The sequence below is a fragment of the Enterobacter sp. 200527-13 genome, from assembly GCF_027924865.1.
In the GTDB taxonomy this organism is placed as follows: domain Bacteria; phylum Pseudomonadota; class Gammaproteobacteria; order Enterobacterales; family Enterobacteriaceae; genus Enterobacter; species Enterobacter ludwigii.
The window spans coordinates 1201914-1222378 of sequence record NZ_BSCM01000001.1 but is presented as its reverse complement, the minus strand read 5'-3'; the positions used below and the strand labels follow the sequence as shown (position 1 = coordinate 1222378).

Sequence of the window (20465 nt, the reverse complement as noted above, 5' to 3'; positions counted from 1 at the left end):
ATATGCCCCTGAAAACGCTGAAGTACTTTTCCACGCTGATTGTTCTTGCTCTGGCCCTGGTTGCCGGGTGGTGGCTCTGGAATTTTTATATGCAGTCACCCTGGACACGTGACGGCAAAGTGCGGGCTGAGCAGGTCAGCATTACCCCACAGGTTTCGGGCAGCATTACGACGCTTGTTGTGAAAGATAACCAGTACGTTAAAAAGGGTGACGTGTTATTCCGTATCGACGACACCCCCTATCATATTGCGATCCTTAACGCCCAGGCACAGCTGGCGAAGGCCCAGTCTGATTTAGCAAAAGCCAATAACGAAGCCAATCGCCGCCGGCACTTGTCGCGCAACTACATTTCCGCAGAAGATTTAGATACTGCCAATATCAACGTTAAGGCCATGCAGGCGAGCGTGAACGTCGCGGAGGCTACGCTCAAACAGGCGCAGTGGGAGCTGACACAAACCGTTATTACCGCGCCAGTCGATGGGTGGATCACCAACCTGTCAGCCCGCGTGGGGAATTATGCCACCGCCGGGCAACCCGTTTTCGCCCTTGTCGACAGCCACTCGTTCTATGTGGTGGGTTATTTTGAAGAGACCAAGCTTCGCCATATTCGCGAAGGGTCTCCCGCTACCATTACGCTTTACAGCGGCTCGCAGCGGTTACAGGGTCACGTCTCCAGCATTGGCCGCGCCATTTACGATCAGAGTGTTGAAATGGATTCAGGCCTGGTACCGGACATCAAACCGAACGTGCCGTGGGTGCGTCTGGCCCAGCGCGTACCGGTTCGTGTGGAGTTTGACCATTTACCGCAGGGCATAACGCTGGTCTCCGGCACAACCTGCACCGTCGCCATCGGGACCCGTTGATGAAACTGCAGGCCTTCTCCTGGCGAAATACGCCGTGGATGAAAGCGACACGTCCGCAGTGGCGCTATGCGCTGCGTAATGGCATTGCGATGTGTCTGGCGCTGACTGTTGCCTATTACCTCAACCTTGATCAGCCCTACTGGGCAATGACCTCTGCCGCGGTGGTGAGTTTCCCCACCGTCGGCGGGGTGATCAGCAAGAGTCTTGGACGTATTGCCGGCAGCCTGTTGGGTGCCACCGCAGCGTTAATCATTGCAGGTCATACGCTGAACGATCCGTGGCTTTTTTTGTTGAGCATGGCGATATGGCTGGGCTTTTGTACCTGGGCCTGCGCACATTTTACGAATAACGTTGCCTATGCCTTCCAGCTGGCCGGCTATACCGCCGCCATTATCGCCTTTCCGGTGGTGAATGTGCTCGATACCACCGAGCTGTGGGACATCGCTCAGGCGCGCGTCTGCGAAGTGATTGTCGGTATTCTGAGCGGCGGTTTCATGATGATGATCCTGCCGAGCACTTCCGATGGCACCGCGCTTATTACCGCCCTGAAGACCATGCATACCCGTTTACTGGAGCACGCAAGCCTGCTCTGGCAACCGGATACCAACGACGACATCCGTCTCGCGCACGAAAAGGTGATCGGCCAGATCCTGACCATGAATCTGTTACGCATTCAGGCCTTCTGGAGCCACTATCGCTTTCGTCGTCAGAACACCCTGCTGAACTATCTGTTGCATCAGCAGTTGCGTATGACCAGTTCAATCTCCAGCCTGCGCCGGATGCTGCTCAACTGGCCCACGCCCCCTGCACATACGCGCGCCGTGATTGAAACGCTGCTTGCGGCGCTTGCACGCCCGGATGCCGACATCTACACCGTCGCGAAGATTATCGCCCCGCTCGCGCCAGTTGATGAGTACGATTACCGTCACCGCGCCTTCTGGCAGCGTCTCAACTATTTTTGCCGGTTGTATCTGCGCAGCAGCCGCTGGATTAACGCCGTGGAAAATGCCACCCCGGTCACCGAGTTCGCTGTCCCCGGTAGCCCGGCGCTGGCACGACACACAGACTTGATGGAGGCACTGTGGAGTGGTTTTCGTACCTTTTGCGCGCTCACGCTGGTTGGCGCGTGGAGTATCACCACCCAGTGGGAGTCAGGCCCTGCGGCCCTGACGCTTGCTGCTATCAGCTGCGTGCTGTACTCCGTCGCCGCGTCACCGTTCAACTCCCTCACGCTGCTGCTGCGCACCCTGGTGCTGCTCTCGCTGTTTAGTTTTGCCGTGAAGTTTGGGTTGATGGTGCAGATAAGCGACCTGTGGCAGTTCCTTCTGTTCCTGTTCCCGCTGTTAACCACCATGCAGCTGCTGAAGCTGCAAATGCCCAAACTCGCGGGGCTGTGGGGACAGCTGATTGTGTTTATGGGCTCGTTTATCTCCGTCACTAACCCGCCGGTTTATGACTACGCCGATTTTCTCAATGACAATCTGGCGAAGATCCTTGGCGTTGGGCTGGCGTGGCTGGCATTTGCGGTGTTACGTCCGGGTTCAGATGCGCGCAAGAGTCGCCGGCATATCCGCGAGTTACGCAGAGGTTTTGTCGACCAGTTGAGTCGAAAACCGCATTTACGTGAAAGTGAGTATGAATCGCTGGTCTATCACTATGTCAGCCAGCTCAATAACAGCCAGGACTCCCTTTCGCGCCGCTGGCTGTTGCGCTGGGGCGTGGTGCTGTTGAACTGCTCTCACGTGGTCTGGCAACTTAGGGCATGGGAAACACGGTCCGACCCGCTGTCGCAGGTTCGTGATGTCTGCATCACCCTGCTACGCGATGTCATGAGCGAACGCGGTGTCCAGCAACGGCCACTGGAAACCACGCTTGCTGAACTTCAGCGAATTTGCGATACCCTTGCGCACCACCACTCGCCTGCAGCACGAGATTTAGCCTCGATAATCTGGCGCCTGCACTGCTCACTGTCGCAGCTGGAACAGGCACCGGCTCCGGGTACAATTGGGGATCACATCACCCCGCAGGCATAGCGAGCCCCGCCACCGCCAAGCGGTTTTGGCTGATCGGACATATTGTCGCCGCCGACGTGGATCATCAGCGCCTTGCCTTTCACTTCATCCAGCTTTTTCAGCCGCGGCGCGACGACGGGATCCGTGGCTTTGCCGTCGTTATTCACCACCAGCACCGGCAAATCGCCCAGATGTCCCATACCGTCAGGACCTTCATGCTTACCGGTATGTTGTGGGTCGAGGTGGCCGCCTGCCGCCTCCGCAGCCGAGGCTTTACCCTCTTTTAATGCGGGCTGACAGCTACCGTTGGCATGGACATGGAAACCATGTTCACCAGGAGGAAGGGCTTTGAGATTGGGCGCGAATTCCAGTCCCTTGTCGGTTTCAGTGATTTTCACCGTGCCGATGGACTGACCTACACCCTGAGAGGTGACGAGATTCATTTCCACTTCATCACTGGCCGCCTGCGCACCTGCACAGACCACCAGCGTGACGAGAGCCAGAGTAAAACGCTTCATATGACCTCCACGGGTTGTTTTTTGCCCCTTAAGTTTATACCAGGGGCAAAGATTTCACCGGAAAGTCACGTTTTACCGGTTACGGGACGTCGTAACCCAGCGCCGCTTTGCGGATGCGGAACCACTGCTGACGGGTCATCTGCAACTCTTCCGCGGCAATGGCGGCGCGTACGCGTTCAATTTTGCCCGAGCCAATGATCGGCAGTGGTTTTGACGGCAGACGCAGGATCCACGCGTACACCACCTGTTCGATGCTCCCGGCATTCAGTTCGCGGGCAATGGTCTCAAGCTCAGTGCGCAGCGGCTGGAATTCATCATCATTAAACAGACGTCCGCCGCCCAGACACGACCACGCCATCGGACGGATACGCAACTGCTGAAGCTGATCGAGCGTGCCATCCAGCAACAGCGGCTGATGAACCGGAGAAATTTCAACCTGGTTGGTGGCCAGGGTAAACGGCAGACGAGACTGCAGCAGCGCAAACTGTGCAGGGGTAAAGTTTGATACGCCGAAATGACGCACTTTGCCGCTTTGATGCAGATTCAGAAACGCTTCGGCCACCTCATCGGCATCCATCAACGGATCGGGGCGGTGGATCAGCAACAGATCGATATGATCGGTCGCCAGGTTAACCAGCGACTGTTCGGCGCTCTTAATGATGTGCGCGCTGTCGGTAATGTAATGGCCGAGAGCATGTTCCGGTTTTGCCGTCGTGGCAATCCCGCATTTGGTGACGATCTCCATGCGTTCGCGTAACGCAGGAACCAGTTTGAGTGCCTCGCCGAACGCGGCTTCACACTGATAGCCACCGTAAATATCAGCGTGATCGACCGTGGTGATCCCTAAGTCGAGATGCTCTTCAATAAAGCTTGCCAGCTGGAGGGGGGACATATTCCAGTCCATAAGGCGCCAGTAGCCCATCACAAAGCGGGAGAATTCTGGCCCCTGGGGGGCAAGGGTAATTCGCTGAACCATAACATTTTCCTCAAGGACGTGATGTCATGAGTATACGCAATTACCGTGTTAAAACAGTGAAGGTTGCTGGGGTTCTTCGGTGTCACCGGCTTTGTTTGCGCGTATTTTGCGCAGAAGTCGCTGTCGACAGAGACGGAGCACCTCCTGTTTCTGCGTGTCGCTGAAGTGTTGCCAGTTAAAACGCTCATCGCGCGTGCGCATGCAGCCACGGCAATATCCGCGTTCATCCACCTGACAAATACCCCGGCACGGGCTCTGGATGGGGAAAAACTCCAGTTGCTCTGCCACACTCACCTCCCGATAACGACTATCACCTACAGTGAAGACGCTAAACGTCCCGCGTGCAAGGGCTTTACCACAGTTTTGTGGCATTAAGGTTTCACTAATCTTCGTTCTCTATACTCGCCCCATCATTAAAATTGCAGGTTTTCTGATCGATGTGGCTAATCAAAAAGTTACAATGTAACGACATAAAATTTACTCTGGGCTGTGCACTTTTCTTTACCGTATTAAACGCGCTGTTTATTCAGCGTAGCTGGGCTATTATCGCGCCCGCGCATATCCATGACGTCCTCTTTGCCGCGTCCGTTCCACTGGTGCTGTTTTGCGGCTGGGTCATTGTTTTTAGTCTGCTTAATATCCCGTTTATTCGTAAACCGCTGCTGATTGTCTTGACCGTCGGATGCGCCGCCGCGACCTACTTTATGTATACCTACGGCGCGGTTATCGATCAGAACATGATTGTTAACGTGTTCGAAACCAACTCTCAGGAAGCCACCGCCCTGGTGACGCCGCAGATGATCCTGTGGATTGTCGTTGCCGGTCTTGTTCCGTCCGTGGTGCTGGCCATGATCCGCATTCGCACCGGGAAATGGTGGTACGCCCTGCTGACCCGTTTTGCCGCAATGCTCGGCGCCCTGCTGGTTATCATCCTCATCGCCGCCCTGTTTTATAAAGACTACGCGTCGCTGTTTCGCAATAACAAAAGCATCGTCAAAATGGTGACCCCCGCTAACTATGTCAGCGCGATGGTCAAATACAGCAAAATGCGCTGGTTTGCAGGCGATCAAACGCTGGTCCGGATCGGTGAAGATGCCCATAAAGGGCCGCTGATTGCAGGCCAACAAAAGAAAACCGTTCTGGTGCTGGTCATCGGTGAAGCGTCACGCGCCGCGAACTACTCGTTGAATGGCTACGGGCGTGAAACAAACCCCGAGCTGAAAAAGCAGGATGTGATTAACTTCCCGCAGGCCTCCTCCTGCGGCACCGAAACAGCCGTCTCCGTGCCCTGCATGTTCTCCGGTATGACGCGCAGTAAATACGATGCCGATCTGGCCCATCACCAGGAAGGGTTGCTGGACGTGCTCGCCCATGCGGGGATCAATATGCTGTGGCGTGACAATGATGGCGGTTGTAAAGGTGCCTGCGATCGTGTTCCCCATACCGACATGACCCAGTGGAAACTCGATCAGTTCTGCAAAGACAACTCCTGCATTGACGATGTGAACTTCACCCGTCTGGACAATGTTCTGGATGGCCTGAAGCAAGACTCCGTACTGGTCATCCACCTGATGGGCAGCCACGGCCCGGCATACTATCGCCGTTATCCGGATAATTTCCGCAAATTTACGCCAACCTGCGATACCAATGAAATTCAGGATTGCGATCACCAGGCGCTGATGAATACCTATGACAACACCATCCTGTATACCGACAGCATGGTCAGCAAAACCATCGATGCCCTGAAAGCGCGTCAGGCGAGCATGAATACCGCCCTGATTTATCTTTCGGATCACGGGGAGTCGCTGGGCGAAAGCGGGATTTATCTGCACGGCACGCCGTATCTGCTGGCACCAGAGCAACAAACGCACATTCCGTTTATGTTCTGGTTATCACCAGACTATGCGAAAAATTTCGGCGTCAACGCGCAGTGTTTACGTGACTATGCAGCAAAAAATGCGGTTTCGCAGGACAATTTGTTCTCTACCGTATTGGGTATGATGGACATTAAATCAAAGGTTTATCAACAGCAGCTGGATATTCTGAACGCATGTCGCCACTGAACACGCTTGCAATAGACCGAACGGTCTATTAGAGTGCGGCCATGAGCAGAAATACAGAACACGATACCCGAGAACATTTACTGGCGACCGGCGAGCGACTTTGCATGCATCGCGGGTTCACCGGTATGGGGTTGAGCGAGTTATTAAAAACCGCTGAGGTACCGAAGGGGTCGTTTTATCACTACTTCCGGTCCAAAGAGGCGTTTGGCGTGGCAATGCTGGAGCGGCACTATGCCAGCTACCATCAGCGCCTGGCAGCGCACTTTGCCACGGGCGAAGGTAATTATCGCGATCGTGTTCTGCACTTCTATCAGGAAACGCTGAACCAGTTCTGTCAGCAGGGCATCATCAGCGGTTGCCTGACGGTAAAACTTTCTGCCGAAGTGTGCGATCTTTCAGAAGATATGCGCACAGCAATGGATAAAGGGGCCCGCGGGGTTATCGCCCTCATGGCACAGGCGCTGGAGAAAGGCCGCGATGAAAAAACGCTGACTTTTCCCGGCGAACCTTTAACCCAGGCGCAGGTTTTATACGCCCTCTGGTTAGGCGCGAACCTGCAGGCCAAGATTTCACGCAGTGCGGTGCCGCTTGAAAGCGCACTGGCACATGTAAAAAGCAGCATTACTACGCCTCGCGTATAGCAGGCGTTTTTATTTACGTAATTACTAGACGACTGGTCTACTCAGGAGCCTTTATGTCCGCTGAAAAATTATTTACCCCCTTGAAAGTGGGTGCCGTTACCGCGCCAAACCGTGTGTTCATGGCCCCGCTTACCCGTCTGCGCAGCATTGAGCCGGGTGATATCCCTACCCCGTTGATGGGTGAATATTACCGTCAGCGCGCAAGCTCTGGCCTGATCATCACCGAGGCCACCCAGATTTCTGCTCAGGCTAAGGGTTACGCTGGCGCACCAGGTCTGCACAGCCCGGAACAGATTGCCGCGTGGAAAAAAATCACGGCTGGCGTTCACGCTGAAGAGGGTCGTATTGCCGTCCAGCTGTGGCATACCGGTCGTATCTCTCACAGCAGCATCCAGCCTGGCGGTCAGGCACCGGTTTCCGCCTCTGCCCTGAGCGCGAACACCCGCACCTCGCTGCGTGATGAAAACGGCAATGCGATCCGCGTTGATACGTCTATGCCGCGCGCTCTTGAACTGGACGAGATCCCGGGGATTGTTAACGATTTCCGCCAGGCCGTGGCGAATGCGCGTGAAGCCGGTTTCGACCTGGTTGAACTGCACTCCGCGCATGGCTATCTGCTGCACCAGTTCCTGTCACCGTCCTCTAACCATCGTACCGACCAGTACGGCGGCAGCGTTGAAAACCGTGCGCGCCTGGTGCTGGAAGTGGTGGATGCCGTATGTCAGGAGTGGAGCCCGGACCGCATTGGTATCCGCGTTTCCCCGATTGGTTCTTTCCAGAACGTTGATAACGGCCCGAACGAAGAAGCGGATGCCCTTTATCTGATTGAAGAGCTGGCAAAACGGGGTATCGCGTATCTGCATATGTCCGAGCCAGACTGGGCCGGTGGTCAGCCTTACACTGAAGCCTTCCGTCAGAAAGTACGCGAACGCTTCCACGGTGTGATCATCGGTGCAGGTGCATATACCCCTGAGAAAGCTGAAGATCTGATTAGCAAAGGTTTGATCGACGCCGTTGCATTTGGTCGCGATTTTATCGCTAACCCTGATCTGGTCGCCCGTCTGCAGCAGAAAGCCGCGCTGAACCCTCAGCGTCCGGAAAGCTTCTACGGCGGCGGCGCTGAAGGTTATACCGACTACCCTACCCTGTAATCTCTTCATTGCTCATTGATAGCGGCGACCTTTCGCCGCTATACTAAAACATCGTTTCTGTTCAAATAGATATTCTATTCCATTGGTTAATGAGGAAATTATGCGCCTACTTCACACCATGCTGCGCGTTGGCGATCTGCAACGTTCTGTCGATTTCTACACTAACGTACTGGGTATGAAACTGCTGCGCACCAGCGAAAACCCGGAATATAAATACTCGCTGGCGTTTGTGGGTTACGGCCCGGAAACGGACGAAGCGGTCATCGAACTGACCTACAACTGGGGCGTGGACAGCTATGAGCTGGGCACCGCTTATGGTCATATCGCGCTGGAAGTGGACAACGCAGCCGAAGCCTGTGAACGTATTCGCAGCAACGGCGGTAACGTGACGCGCGAAGCTGGCCCGGTCAAAGGCGGCACCACCGTGATCGCGTTTGTTGAAGATCCGGACGGCTACAAAATCGAGCTGATTGAAGCCAAAGACGCTGGTCGCGGTCTGGGCAACTGATCCCGCAGGGCGCAACATGCGCCCGTACTTTTACTGCATCCCCATCCAAAATTTGCCATAATGCGCACTGCTTTTTTCCCCATGTAAGAGACCCTGATGTCCGATAACGCTCAATTTAGCGGTCTGTGCGACCGTTTTCGTGGTTTTTATCCTGTTGTGATCGATGTTGAAACAGCCGGATTTAACGCTAAAACCGATGCGCTGCTTGAAATTGCCGCCATCACGCTGAAGATGGATGAACAGGGATGGCTTACACCGGACACCACGCTGCATTTCCACGTTGAACCGTTTGAAGGGGCCAACTTACAGCCCGAGGCGCTGGCCTTTAACGGCATCGATCCGCATAACCCGCTGCGTGGTGCGGTAAGTGAATATGACGCGCTGCACGCCATTTTTAAAATGGTGCGTAAAGGCATGAAAGAGAGCAACTGCAGCCGCGCCATTATGGTGGCGCATAACGCCACGTTCGATCACACCTTTACCATGGCCGCCGCTGAGCGCGCGTCGCTCAAGCGTAACCCTTTCCACCCGTTTGTGACCTTCGATACCGCGGCACTGAGCGGTCTGGCGTTGGGACAAACGGTATTATCAAAGGCATGTATTACGGCAGGCATTGAGTTTGACGGTACGCAGGCGCATTCCGCGCTTTATGACACCGAGCGGACGGCGGAACTGTTTTGCGAAATTGTGAACCGCTGGAAGCGTCTGGGCGGCTGGCCGCTGCCTATGGGTGACAGTGAAGAATAAAAAAAAGCGACCTCATGAGGTCGCTTTTTTGTCTTCGCAGATAACTTACTCCGCGTCTGGCTCTTCCGTTTTGTACTTCGCAGCCGTTTCTTTGATCAGCTGCTGCAGTTCACCGCGCTGATACATTTCGATCAGGATATCGCAACCGCCGACCAGCTCACCGTCTACCCACAGCTGTGGGAACGTCGGCCAGTTAGCGTATTTAGGCAGCTCAGCGCGGATGTCCGGGTTCTGCAGGATATCAACGTAAGCAAAACGCTCACCACAGGCAGACAGCGCCTGAACCGCTTGCGCGGAGAAGCCACAGCTTGGCAGCTTCGGAGAACCTTTCATATACAGCAGAATCGGGTTTTCAGCGATCTGGCGCTGGATTTTTTCAATAGTGGTGCTCATGTCTTGCTTCCTTTAACTTCTGTTACGGCATTCGTCTGTCATTGTAGCGGTTCAGACTGCCATCGGAAAATAACATTTTTGTCACGTCTTTCTTATTTTACCGCGAGTGATGAAAAGTTGCATTGCAAATGGTGTTTAACCCTGCGGCACTCAGGGTTTTGTTTAGGGAGTGAACAATAGTGCGACAGATTGATGAATTTTTTTGCACTTGCTAACGAAACAGGATTGTAGATTGAAAAATGCTATTAACTTATCGGGTTTTTATAGATTAGAATCGACGGGCTTTGTAAATCATTCGCGGGTATTATTGATGACCTGCATTTATCAGGGGACTGCCCAGTGGCGCGGATAAATAAAATCTCGATCACGCTCTGTGCTTTACTGTTTACAACACTCACTTTCACGCCAGTGGCGAACGCCTCTCAACAGGCGCGGCACTCTGCTGTACAAAAAACGCATCTGGCCAAAACCACAGACCGTAAGAAAAAAACCACCAGCAAGAACGACAAGAAAAAGACCACCACCCAGACTAAAAAGACCGCCTCCAGCAAGACGAAAACAAAACCTTCCCGCACTGCCCGCGCAACCAAAAGTAAAGCCTCGCAAACTGCAGCTAATCTCGTGACGGAAAAATGCATCCCCCGCAAAGGTCATAAAGCGAAATGCACGAAGGTCACGAAAATAGCGGAAGTGCATAAGGTTCGCGTGCAGAAAGCGCAAAAAACGGCGTTGAATAAACTGATGGGGCAGATCGGCAAACCCTATCGCTGGGGCGGCAGCTCACCGCGTACCGGTTTCGACTGCAGCGGCCTCGTCTATTACGCTTACAAAGATCTGGTGAAGTTCCGAATTCCACGTACCGCCAATGAGATGTATCACCTGCGCGACGCGTCACCGGTCAACCGCGGTGAACTGGAGAATGGCGATCTCGTCTTCTTCCGCACTCAGGGGCGCGGCACGGCTGACCACGTTGGCGTATATGTAGGCAACGGGAAATTTATCCAGTCCCCACGTAGCGGCCAGGACATCCAGATAACCTCTCTCAGTGAAGACTACTGGGTACGTCACTATGTCGGCGCACGCCGCGTGATGACGCCAAAAACCATTCGCTAACCCCTGCCTTGCCACAGCCGTGGCAGGGTAAGTTCCTCTTTTGCATACCCTTTCAATTTGCTATTCTGTCCCTGTTGTCTGTGTGGTTATTGGCAACATAAAAAACAATAAGGAGAGAAGCAATGTCGTTCGAATTACCTGCACTACCATATGCAAAAGACGCCCTGGCCCCGCACATTTCTGCGGAAACCCTGGAGTATCACTACGGCAAACATCACCAGACGTACGTCACCAATCTGAACAACCTGATCAAGGGCACCGATTTTGAAGGCAAAACGCTGGAAGAGATCGTCCGCAGTTCAGAGGGCGGTGTCTTTAACAATGCCGCTCAGGTGTGGAACCACACCTTCTACTGGCACTGCCTGGCACCGAATGCAGGCGGCGAACCTACGGGTGAACTGGCTGGCGCGATTAACGCAGCATTTGGCAGCTTTGCTGATTTTAAAGCGAAGTTTACGGATGCTGCAGTCAAGAACTTCGGTTCTGGCTGGACGTGGCTGGTGAAAGACGCGGATGGCAAACTGGCTATCGTTTCCACCTCGAACGCGGGTACGCCACTGACCACCAGCGCAACGCCGCTGATGACCGTGGACGTCTGGGAACACGCTTATTACATTGATTACCGTAACGCGCGTCCGAACTACCTGGAGCACTTCTGGGCACTGGTTAACTGGGCGTTTGTGGCGAAGAACTTCGCCGCGTAAGAGACACGCAGAAGGGGTTGCCCTTCTGCGTTTTTTCATTATTCAGCAGCGCACGCTGCTTCCGGCTGTTTACGGCCAGACATCATCACTAACAGCAGGCCGAGCGCGGCAATTATCGCCCCCATCACCGGCACAAAGCTGTATCCCAGGCCACCCGAAATGACGGCACCACCGGCAGCGGCTCCAAGCGCATTGCCAAGGTTAAACGCGCCAATATTGACCGACGACGAGAGACCCGGCGCCTCATGAGCAACGCGCATCACGCGCATCTGCAGCGGCGGAACCACGGCAAAGGTCGCAGCCCCCCAGACAACCATCGCCATCGCCGCCCCGACTTCATTACGCGCCAGCCACGGAATGGCGATCATGATGACAATCAGCAGCGTTAAAAAGCCTTTCAGCGTCCCGCTCACGGAACGATCGGCGAATTTCCCGCCGAGATAGTTCCCTATAGAGAACCCGACACCAATCAGCACCAGCATCGCGGTCACAAAGAGAGGCGTCGCGTGGGTGATATCGTGCAACACCGGTGAAATATAGGTGTACAGGGTAAACATGGCGCCTGCCCCCAGTACGGTGGTCAACAGTGCGGAGAGCACCTGCGGACGCATCAGTACCGACAGCTCTTTGCGGACGTCAGGACGTTCACCAGCGCTGCCTTTCGGCAAGGAGAAGTACAACGCCACCATGGCGATAACACCCAGCACGGCCGTCGCCAGGAACGACATGCGCCAGCCGATCGCCTCCCCCAGCCAGGTTGCGGCAGGTACACCGCCAATGTTGGCAATCGTCAGACCCATAAACATGGTTGCCACGGCACTCGCCTGCTTATGTTTTGGCACCACGCTCGCGGCCACAACCGATCCCAGCCCAAAGAACGCGCCGTGGTTAAGACTGGTCAGAATGCGGGACAACATCAGGGTGGTGTAATCCGGAGCAATGGCGGAGAGCACGTTGCCCAGCGTAAATATCGCCATCAGGAAAATCAGCGCATTGCGGCGCGCGCGGTGTGAAAGCAGAAGCGTCATGAGCGGTGCCCCCACCATCACGCCAATGGCGTAGGCGCTGATGAGCATCCCGGCCGCCGGGATAGAAACATCCACGCCCCGGGCGATAACAGGCAGTAACCCCATCGGGGAGAATTCAGTGGTGCCAATCCCAAAAGCGCCAATCGCCAGGGCAAGCAGGGGAAAATTGATTTTCATGCGTCAACTCCGGATGCCGTGTCATGTCGTGACACAGAACAAAGAAGCCGAAAGCATGACATCAATCACAAAAAATGAGAAGTTAACAAATTGGCAAAAGATTTTTGCCGCAGGCGTAACAATCAGGAAAACTGAGAGGGAGAGAGCTCTCCCTCCGTGTAAATCAGTGCAATGCAGCCGTCAGACCCGCCGCAACAATCAGAGCCAGTACAATAACGGTGGTCACCAGCGAAAACTTCAGATCGTAGCTCATCAATTTTTCTCCTTTTAATCTCCCCACGAAAAGTGAGCCTGCTCATTTTTACACAGTTTAGTTCAAAAATCTTCCTGGATTTAAACTGATAACCACTTTAGCTCTTCCCCTTTTCATCAAGATAGGACAAAATTCCACGCTAAATTTATTAGCGTACCGGCCATTGACCCCCTCCTGACGTCCTGTGTCGTTTTCCCGGCGTGCCGCAATTCAAGATTGCGTGATAAGGGTGAGAGAAGGCAAACGTTTACCTTCAAGTTTTTCAGGAGTTTAGGATATGGTCTGGAGTGACATTTAATGGCAACAATTAAAGACGTAGCAAAACGCGCAAACGTTTCCACTACAACCGTATCACATGTAATTAACAAAACCCGCTTTGTGGCGGAAGAGACGCGCAACGCCGTCTGGGCGGCAATCAAAGAATTACACTATTCACCGAGTGCGGTGGCGCGCAGCCTCAAAGTTAATCACACCAAATCCATTGGTTTGCTGGCAACCAGCAGTGAAGCGGCCTATTTTGCCGAGATCATTGAAGCGGTCGAGAAAAACTGCTTCCAGAAAGGCTATACCCTGATTCTGGGCAACGCGTGGAACAGCATTGAAAAACAGCGCGCTTATCTCTCCATGATGGCGCAAAAGCGTGTGGATGGCCTGCTGGTGATGTGTTCAGAGTATCCAGAGTCCGTGCTTTCGATGCTGGAAGAGTACCGCCATATTCCTATGGTGGTCATGGACTGGGGCGAAGCACGTGCAGACTTCACCGACTCCGTCATCGATAACGCGTTTGAAGGCGGCTATATGGCAGGCCGTTATCTGATTGAACGCGGTCACCGTGAGATTGGTGTGATCCCGGGTCCACTGGAGCGCAACACCGGTGCCGGACGTCTGGCCGGGTTTATGAAAGCAATGGAAGAGGCGCTGATTACCGTGCCGGAAAACTGGATCGTGCAGGGTGACTTTGAACCTGAATCCGGTTACCGCGCAATGCAGCAGATTGTCTCCCAGTCGCATCGCCCGACAGCCGTTTTCTGTGGCGGTGACATTATGGCGATGGGTGCTCTCTGTGCCGCCGATGAACTGGGTTTGCGCGTGCCGCAGGACATTTCCGTGATCGGGTATGACAACGTGCGCAACGCGCGCTTCTTTACCCCGGCGCTGACCACCATCCACCAGCCAAAAGACTCGCTGGGTGAAACGGCCTTCAATATGCTGATGGACAGGATCGTCAACAAGCGTGAAGAGTCTCAGTCCATTGAAGTTCACCCGCGTCTTATCGAACGCCGTTCCGTTGCGGATGGTCCGTTCCGCGACTATCGTCGTTAATCTTTTACGGGGCCAGTTATACTGGCTCCCGTAGCCATTCCCGGTTAAGCGTCTCACTGTCCCCCAGGTAATCCAGAAGCCAGGCCATTGCGGGCGACACATCATTTTGTTGCCAGGTGAGGCAACAGGCCGCATCCGGAAAAGGATTTTCCAGCATCAGTTCAACCCATTCACCGGTGTCGATTCGGGGCCGTGCAAAATGGCCAGGAACCATGGCAACGCACAGCCCTGCGCTGAGGCATGTTGCTGAGGATTCCCAGTCCGGCGCAACCACCCGTCGCTGGTTATCCAGCAGCCAGGTAATGCGTTTGGGCAACGAACGCGAGGTATCTTCCAGCACCAGCGAGGGCCAGTTACGGAGCGTTTCGTCGCTGAGCGGACCGTCCAGGTCAGCCAGCGGATGATCGCTTGCCACCACACATTTCCAGCTGAGCATGCCCATGTCGCGAAAGGCAAAGCGTCCCCCAACCGGGATCGCCTGCGTAGCACCGATCGCCATCTCTGCCCTGCCATCCGCCAGCGCATCCCAGACGCCGTTAAACACTTCCTGGGATACCCGCAATTCGACATCCGAGAAATGGCGATAGAAATCGACAATCATTTGCCGGGTACGTTCCGGTTTTACGATGTTATCGACGGCAATCGAAAGATGTCCTCGCCAGCCGTTAGCGATCTGCTGACACTGTTCGCGGGTGATCTGCATTTTTTTGATAACAGAACGCCCTTCTTTCAAAAACCATGCCCCGGCGGGCGTTAATTCCACATCACGGTGACGCCGTTCAAACAGCGGAACGGCCAGCCATTCCTCAAGCTGACGCACCGTATAGCTGATTGCCGAGGGGACGCGGTGCAACTCCTGCGCTGCACCGCTAAAGCTGCCGTTGCGCGCAACAGCATCGACCACTTCAAGAGAATAATCTGACCACATTTTCTGCCTGCAAAAATTTTGAATGCACTCGCCAAATATTAGCGTTTCACAAGCTGCTTTGCACTCCCTACACTCTGCGCAAACATAGACCTGCCTCCCTCAGGAGAAAAAAACAATGCAACCCAGGAAAGGATTTTTAGTCTGGCTCGGTGGTTTAAGCGTGCTGGGCTTTTTAGCCACTGATATGTACCTGCCCGCCTTCGCCGCAATGCAGGAAGATTTACAGACCCCGGCGGCAGCTATCAGCGCCAGCCTGAGCTTATTCCTCGCGGGCTTTGCCTTCGCGCAGCTGCTCTGGGGGCCGCTCTCTGACCGCTTTGGCCGTAAACCGGTGCTGTTGCTGGGGCTGGCTATCTTTGCCGTCGGCTGTCTGGGAATGTTATGGGTACGCGATGCAACCTGGCTGCTGGTACTGCGCTTCGTGCAGGCCGTTGGCGTCTGTGCTGCTGCGGTGACCTGGCAGGCGCTGGTCACCGACTACTATCCGGCCAACCGGACAAACCGCATTTTCGCCACCATTATGCCGCTGGTAGGACTTTCGCCTGCCCTCGCCCCGCTGCTCGGGAGCTGGATCCTGGCGCATTTCGACTGGCAGGCCATTTTCGCTACGCTGTTTGCCATCACGCTGGTTCTGATGATCCCGGCATTCACACTTAAGGCGGCACATAAGAAAGAGACGCCTGCTAACACGACACCGGTGACCTTCACCTCTCTGCTGAGCACCAAAGCGTACCGCGGTAATGTCCTGATTTATGCCGCCTGCTCGGCGAGTTTCTTCGCGTGGCTGACCGGTTCGCCGTTCATTCTTCACGATATGGGTTACAGCCCGGCCGCCATCGGTCTGAGCTATGTCCCGCAGACCATCGCGTTTCTGGTCGGGGGCTATGGCTGTCGCGCGGCGCTGCAAAAATGGGAAGGTCAGCAGATGCTGCCCTGGCTGCTGGTGCTCTACGCGCTGAGCGTGATCGCCACCTGGGCTGTGGGCTTTATCCCGGGCGCAGGTCTGGCAGAAATTCTGATTCCATTCTGCGTGATGGCCGTGGCGAACGGTGCGATTTACCCTATTGTCGTAGCCCAGGCATTACGTCCGTTCCCACAGGCAACAGGTCGTGCGGCCGCGCTTCAGAATACCCTGCAGCTGGGTCTGTGCTTCCTGGCAAGCCTGGTGGTCTCTGCGCTGATTGCCACGCCGCTCCTGACCACCACCAGCGTCATGCTGGTTACGGTTGCGCTGGCTCTTCTGGGATACCGCATGCAGTCAGCGGCACAACGTGAGCAGGATGACCGCGCAGAGGTGAAAACCTCGCATGCATAATCGCGCCAGAAATTATGTTAAATATCAGTGATTAGTTTGCTAAGAATTTTCTATTGAATCACCAAATTTTGAGGCCTATACTAAATTTGGTTCGATTAAATACGATAAATATTAAGTGTTAACGGGAGCCGGAGCGCTCCCGTTTTACCATGGAAGGCATTTCGGCAAGGGTTATCTCCCTTCCTCTGTTCTACGTCGGATACTAGCCTCACGGGGAAATACCGTGAGATTTCTCACAAACCATAAAAAGCGTCTACGCTGTTTGAAGGTTCTGATCACAGTAAGGTGATGGAGAAGCTATGAGTTCATCGTGTATAGAAGAAGTCAGCGTTCCGGACGATAACTGGTCCCGGATCGTCAGTGAACTGTTAGGTCGTGCAGGCATCACTATTAATGGATCTTCGCCATCCGATCCACAGGTTAAGCATCCCGACTTTTTTAAACGCGTATTGCGGGAGGGATCGTTAGGCCTGGGGGAAAGTTATATGGACGGCTGGTGGGAGTGTGAACGGCTGGATATGTTTTTCTCCAGCGTTTTACGCGCCGGTCTGGAAAACCAGCTCCCCCGCAATCTGAAAGATACATTACGTGTCGCCTCCGCCCGGCTGTTTAATCTGCAAAGCAAAAAACGGGCGTGGATCGTCGGCAAGGAGCATTACGACCTCGGTAATGACCTGTTCAGCCGCATGCTCGATCCTTTCATGCAATATTCCTGCGCCTACTGGAAAGAGGCCTCAACCCTTGAAGAAGCCCAGCAGGCTAAGCTGCGTCTGATTTGTGAAAAACTGCAGCTACAGCCGGGCATGCGTGTGCTGGATATCGGCTGTGGATGGGGTGGTCTGGCCTATTTTATGGCGAAGCATTATGGTGCCAGCGTGGTCGGTGTGACCATTTCAGCTGAACAGCAAAAAATGGCACGGGAGCGCTGCCAGGGCCTTGATGTGGATATTCGCCTTCAGGATTATCGCGACCTGAACGAGCAGTTTGATCGCATAGTCTCCGTAGGCATGTTCGAACACGTGGGGCCGAAAAACTATGACACCTACTTCAGCGTGGTGGACCGTAACTTGGAACCTGACGGCATCTTCCTGCTGCACACCATTGGTTCTAAGCGCACCGACAATAACGTCGATCCGTGGATCAACAAATACATCTTTCCGAATGGCTGTTTGCCGTCCGTTCGCCAGATTGCTAACGCCAGTGAACCTCATTTCATTATGGAAGACTGGCATAACTTTGGCGCGGATTATGACACCACGTTGATGGCATGGCATTCACGTTTCCAGGAAGCCTGGCCAGAAATTGCGGACAACTATTCTGAACGGTTTAAACGGATGTTCAGCTATTATCTCAATGCCTGCGCAGGCGCCTTTCGCGCGCGTGATATTCAACTTTGGCAGGTTGTTTTCAGCCGAGGGATAGAACACGGTTTGCGGGTCGCACGCTAAAAAAAACCCCGGATTTCCGGGGTTCATTTTATTCTTCTTCTGCGGTCTTTATTATTGCGGCTTCTTTTGCCGCCAACAGCCGCTCAACGGTATCCACAACCGCCTGAGTCTGCGGATCGATTTCGATATTAACCCGATGCCCCAGTTTTTTCGCTCCCAGGGTTGTACGCTGGAGAGTTTCAGGAATTAAATGCACGCAGAAACGGGTCGGCGTCACTTCCCCAACCGTCAGGCTAATCCCATCAATACCAATAAATCCTTTATACAGGATGTATTTCATTAATGAAGGATCCTGCACTTTAAACCAGATTTGACGGTTATTTTCCGAGGTGACAATCTTCGCCACTTCCGCGGTGGTCATAATATGGCCTGACATCAGATGGCCGCCAATCTCATCGCTAAACCTGGCCGCACGCTCTACGTTTACGGTATCCCCCACCACCAGCTCGCCCAGGTTGGTGATGCGCAGCGTCTCTTTCATTAAATCAAAGCTAATCTGGTTACCGTTAATTTCGGTTACCGTCAGGCAACAGCCGTTATGTGCAATTGAGGCGCCAGTTTCAATGCCATCAAGCATATATTCCGGAAGCTCAACCACATGAGTTCGGAAATTAGGTTTTTCATCAATGGACACCACTTTGGCGGTGCCCTGCACAATACCAGTAAACATGCTTACAACTCCTGTTTTTTCCGGACGGTGGTGACACCGTTTAATCCCACCACAATAACAGTTGGAAAAACAGGTTGCCAGCGGAGCGCATTTTGTGGCGATTTTTTCACTAGATAAATAGCTAAACCCCGCTACAATAGCTGGCACCCCCCTGCATTTTCTTCTTGCTGCCAGTTACGGCGGCCTTTTTAGTCTCTCAAATAACTAGAATATAAAGGTGTTCACGTGCAGAAGTACATGAATGAAGCGCGCCAGTTATTGGCACTGGCTATACCAGTGATCATCGCGCAAGTGGCCCAGACCGCAATGGGATTTGTGGATACGGTAATGGCGGGTGGCTACAGCGCCACCGATATGGCCGCCGTGGCAATAGGCACCTCGATCTGGCTTCCGGCCATCCTGTTTGGCCACGGCCTGCTGCTCGCCCTCACCCCGGTTATCGCTCAGCTAAATGGCTCAGGGCGACGTGAACGTATTGCCCATCAGGTTCGACAGGGGTTCTGGCTGGCAGGGTTTGTCTCCGTGCTGATAATGGTTGTGCTGTGGAATGCCGGTCATATCATCCGCGCCATGCATAATATTGACCCGGCTCTGGCTGACAAAGCCGTCGGCTACCTGCGGGCCCTGCTGTGGGGTGCGCCTGGCTATCTGTTCTTCCAGGTCGCGCGTAACCAGTGTGAAGGTCTGGCGAAAACCAAGCCCGGAATGGTGATGGGCTTTATCGGCTTGCTGGTGAATATTCCGGTGAACTACATCTTCATCTATGGTCACTTCGGTATGCCGGAGCTCGGCGGCGTCGGCTGCGGCGTGGCGACGGCTGCCGTCTATTGGGTGATGTTCTTCAGTATGATCTCTTATGTGAAACGTGCCCGTTCAATGCGCGATATCCGCAATGAACGTTCGTTCAGCACGCCGGACTGGAACATCATGACGCGTCTGGTGCAGTTAGGCCTGCCGATTGCACTGGCGCTGTTCTTTGAAGTGACGCTGTTTGCCGTGGTCGCCCTGCTGGTTTCTCCGCTCGGCATTGTGAACGTAGCCGGTCACCAGATTGCGCTGAACTTCAGTTCCCTGATGTTCGTATTGCCGATGTCGCTGGCCGCAGCGGTGACCATTCGCGTGGGCTTTCGTCTGGGGCAAGGTTCGACGCTGGATGCGCAAACGGCGGCCCGCACGGGGCTTGGCGTCGGTGTCTGTATGGCCATCTGTACGGCACTGTTTACCATCACGCTGCGTGAGCAAATTGCCCTGCTTTACAACGACAACCCGGAAGTGGTGGCCCTGGCCTCCCATCTGATGTTGCTTGCCGCGGTGTACCAGATCTCCGACTCCATACAGGTGATTGGCAGCGGCGTACTGCGTGGGTATAAAGATACGCGTTCGATCTTCTTTATCACCTTCATCGCTTACTGGGTGCTGGGTCTGCCGTGTGGTTATATCCTGGCGCTTACCGATCTGGTGGTTGACCGCATGGGGCCGGCAGGATTCTGGATGGGCTTTATCATCGGCTTAACCTCTGCGGCAATTATGATGATGCTGCGCATGCGCTTCCTGCAACGCCAGTCATCCTCGGTGATATTGCAACGCGCTGCACGTTAAATACGCAGTAGCCGCCAGCTGGCGGCTACTTTCTC

General features: G+C 54.2%; 21 protein-coding genes. 13 read left to right on the top strand and 8 right to left on the bottom strand.

Translation table 11 applies throughout. The annotated features are described in order from the left end of the window. Nucleotides 1-2 precede the first annotated feature (2 nt). Together QMG44_RS05825 and QMG44_RS05820 are read left to right on the top strand one after the other, a co-directional pair. Nucleotides 3-863 (top strand): HlyD family secretion protein, encoded by an 861-nt coding sequence (locus QMG44_RS05825; RefSeq protein ID WP_040017309.1) that lies wholly within the window; start codon nt 3-5, stop codon nt 861-863. Next, nucleotides 863-2896 (top strand): FUSC family protein, encoded by a 2034-nt coding sequence (locus tag QMG44_RS05820; protein WP_086532626.1) that lies wholly within the window; start codon nt 863-865, stop codon nt 2894-2896. Before QMG44_RS05825 ends, QMG44_RS05820 begins: the two co-directional genes overlap by 1 nt. Here QMG44_RS05820 and sodC read toward each other — a convergent pair. The 3 genes from sodC to QMG44_RS05805 form a co-directional block, all read right to left on the bottom strand. After that, on the bottom strand, nt 2875-3393 hold the full coding sequence (gene sodC / locus QMG44_RS05815) for a superoxide dismutase [Cu-Zn] SodC (RefSeq protein WP_020884336.1): 519 nt from the start codon (nt 3391-3393) through the stop codon (nt 2875-2877). The two genes, QMG44_RS05820 and sodC, sit on opposite strands and share 22 nt — an antisense overlap. Before the next feature lie 79 nt (nt 3394-3472). After that, nucleotides 3473-4369, bottom strand: coding sequence for an aldo/keto reductase family oxidoreductase (locus tag QMG44_RS05810; RefSeq protein WP_014169781.1), 897 nt, complete (start codon nt 4367-4369; stop codon nt 3473-3475). Nucleotides 4370-4417: 48 nt separating this feature from the next. Then, nucleotides 4418-4657, bottom strand: a complete 240-nt coding sequence (locus QMG44_RS05805) for a DUF1289 domain-containing protein (RefSeq protein WP_020884337.1) — start codon at nt 4655-4657, stop codon at nt 4418-4420. A gap of 149 nt (nt 4658-4806) precedes the next feature. Here QMG44_RS05805 and eptA point away from each other — a divergent pair, with 149 nt between their 5' ends. The 5 genes from eptA (at nt 4807) to rnt (ending at nt 9479) form a co-directional block, all read left to right on the top strand. Beyond that, on the top strand, nt 4807-6432 hold the full coding sequence (gene eptA / locus QMG44_RS05800) for a phosphoethanolamine transferase EptA (protein ID WP_049022035.1): 1626 nt from the start codon (nt 4807-4809) through the stop codon (nt 6430-6432). A 41-nt stretch (nt 6433-6473) separates the two neighbouring features. After that, nucleotides 6474-7073: a TetR/AcrR family transcriptional regulator gene (locus QMG44_RS05795; protein WP_014169778.1), complete on the top strand. Its 600-nt coding sequence runs from the start codon at nt 6474-6476 to the stop codon at nt 7071-7073. 53 nt (nt 7074-7126) lie between these two features. Further along, nucleotides 7127-8224, top strand: coding sequence for an alkene reductase (locus QMG44_RS05790; RefSeq protein ID WP_086532627.1), 1098 nt, complete (start codon nt 7127-7129; stop codon nt 8222-8224). Between the two features lie 100 nt (nt 8225-8324). Then, a complete protein-coding gene (gene gloA, locus QMG44_RS05785) occupies nt 8325-8732 on the top strand; it encodes a lactoylglutathione lyase (RefSeq protein WP_020884340.1) in 408 nt (135 codons plus the stop codon). 96 nt (nt 8733-8828) lie between these two features. Beyond that, nucleotides 8829-9479 (top strand): ribonuclease T, encoded by a 651-nt coding sequence (rnt, locus tag QMG44_RS05780; protein WP_014169774.1) that lies wholly within the window; start codon nt 8829-8831, stop codon nt 9477-9479. A 45-nt stretch (nt 9480-9524) separates the two neighbouring features. Here rnt and grxD read toward each other — a convergent pair whose 3' ends face one another. Then, complete coding sequence (gene grxD, locus QMG44_RS05775; RefSeq protein WP_003832760.1) at nt 9525-9872, bottom strand: monothiol glutaredoxin 4; 348 nt, start codon at nt 9870-9872, stop codon at nt 9525-9527. Nucleotides 9873-10211: 339 nt separating this feature from the next. Here grxD and QMG44_RS05770 point away from each other — a divergent pair, with 339 nt between their 5' ends. Further along, nucleotides 10212-10985 (top strand): C40 family peptidase, encoded by a 774-nt coding sequence (locus QMG44_RS05770; RefSeq protein WP_086532628.1) that lies wholly within the window; start codon nt 10212-10214, stop codon nt 10983-10985. 122 nt (nt 10986-11107) lie between these two features. After that, entirely contained in the window at nt 11108-11689 is a 582-nt protein-coding gene (gene sodB, locus QMG44_RS05765; RefSeq protein ID WP_020884341.1) for a superoxide dismutase [Fe], read from the top strand. Between the two features lie 38 nt (nt 11690-11727). Here sodB and QMG44_RS05760 read toward each other — a convergent pair whose 3' ends face one another. Next, nucleotides 11728-12894 (bottom strand): MFS transporter, encoded by a 1167-nt coding sequence (locus QMG44_RS05760; protein ID WP_014169771.1) that lies wholly within the window; start codon nt 12892-12894, stop codon nt 11728-11730. A 163-nt stretch (nt 12895-13057) separates the two neighbouring features. Further along, nucleotides 13058-13147 carry a YnhF family membrane protein gene (locus QMG44_RS05755; protein WP_032670423.1) on the bottom strand — a complete coding sequence of 30 codons (90 nt, stop codon included), beginning with the start codon at nt 13145-13147 and terminating at the stop codon, nt 13058-13060. 297 nt (nt 13148-13444) lie between these two features. Here QMG44_RS05755 and purR point away from each other — a divergent pair, with 297 nt between their 5' ends. Then, complete coding sequence (gene purR / locus QMG44_RS05750) at nt 13445-14470, top strand: HTH-type transcriptional repressor PurR (protein ID WP_014169769.1); 1026 nt, start codon at nt 13445-13447, stop codon at nt 14468-14470. Nucleotides 14471-14486: 16 nt separating this feature from the next. On the opposite strand, the gene punR is transcribed toward purR, so the two are convergent. Beyond that, nucleotides 14487-15398, bottom strand: a complete 912-nt coding sequence (punR, locus tag QMG44_RS05745; RefSeq protein WP_086532629.1) for a DNA-binding transcriptional activator PunR — start codon at nt 15396-15398, stop codon at nt 14487-14489. A 115-nt stretch (nt 15399-15513) separates the two neighbouring features. Here punR and punC point away from each other — a divergent pair, with 115 nt between their 5' ends. Then, nucleotides 15514-16713, top strand: coding sequence for a purine nucleoside transporter PunC (punC, locus tag QMG44_RS05740; RefSeq protein WP_086532630.1), 1200 nt, complete (start codon nt 15514-15516; stop codon nt 16711-16713). A gap of 299 nt (nt 16714-17012) precedes the next feature. After that, nucleotides 17013-18161, top strand: a complete 1149-nt coding sequence (gene cfa, locus QMG44_RS05735) for a cyclopropane fatty acyl phospholipid synthase (protein WP_281853004.1) — start codon at nt 17013-17015, stop codon at nt 18159-18161. Between the two features lie 28 nt (nt 18162-18189). On the opposite strand, the gene QMG44_RS05730 is transcribed toward cfa, so the two are convergent. After that, nucleotides 18190-18831, bottom strand: a complete 642-nt coding sequence (locus QMG44_RS05730; protein ID WP_020884345.1) for a riboflavin synthase — start codon at nt 18829-18831, stop codon at nt 18190-18192. Between the two features lie 225 nt (nt 18832-19056). Between QMG44_RS05730 and mdtK the strand changes: the two genes are divergently transcribed. Next, nucleotides 19057-20430 carry an MdtK family multidrug efflux MATE transporter gene (gene mdtK / locus QMG44_RS05725; RefSeq protein WP_014169764.1) on the top strand — a complete coding sequence of 458 codons (1374 nt, stop codon included), beginning with the start codon at nt 19057-19059 and terminating at the stop codon, nt 20428-20430. Nucleotides 20431-20465: the final 35 nt, after the last annotated feature.